The 264-nt window shown below is 59.8% G+C and carries 1 pseudogene; it reads left to right on the forward strand.

Annotated elements, in window-relative coordinates:
* Positions 1–65: 65 nt before the first annotated feature.
* A pseudogene (locus K0H48_RS31225) lies at positions 66–264 on the forward strand (hypothetical protein); the annotation flags it as partial.

The raw sequence follows: 264 nt of genomic DNA on the forward strand, positions 1-264 counted from the left end.
ACTAGTATGGCCCGGGGGATCCGGCGCGCCTAGGCCTTGACGGCCTTCACTCAATTCGCCCTATAGTGAGTCGTATTACGTCGCGCTCACTGGCCGTCGTTTTACAACGTCGTGACTGGGAAAACCCTGGCGTTACCCAACTTAATCGCCTTGCAGCACATCCCCCTTTCGCCAGCTGGCGTAATAGCGAAGAGGCCCGCACCGAAACGCCCTTCCCAACAGTTGCGCAGCCTGAATGGCGAATGGGAGCGCCCTGTAGCGGCC

Source organism: Pseudomonas sp. Xaverov 259, assembly GCF_019352915.1.
Lineage (GTDB): Bacteria > Pseudomonadota > Gammaproteobacteria > Pseudomonadales > Pseudomonadaceae > Aquipseudomonas.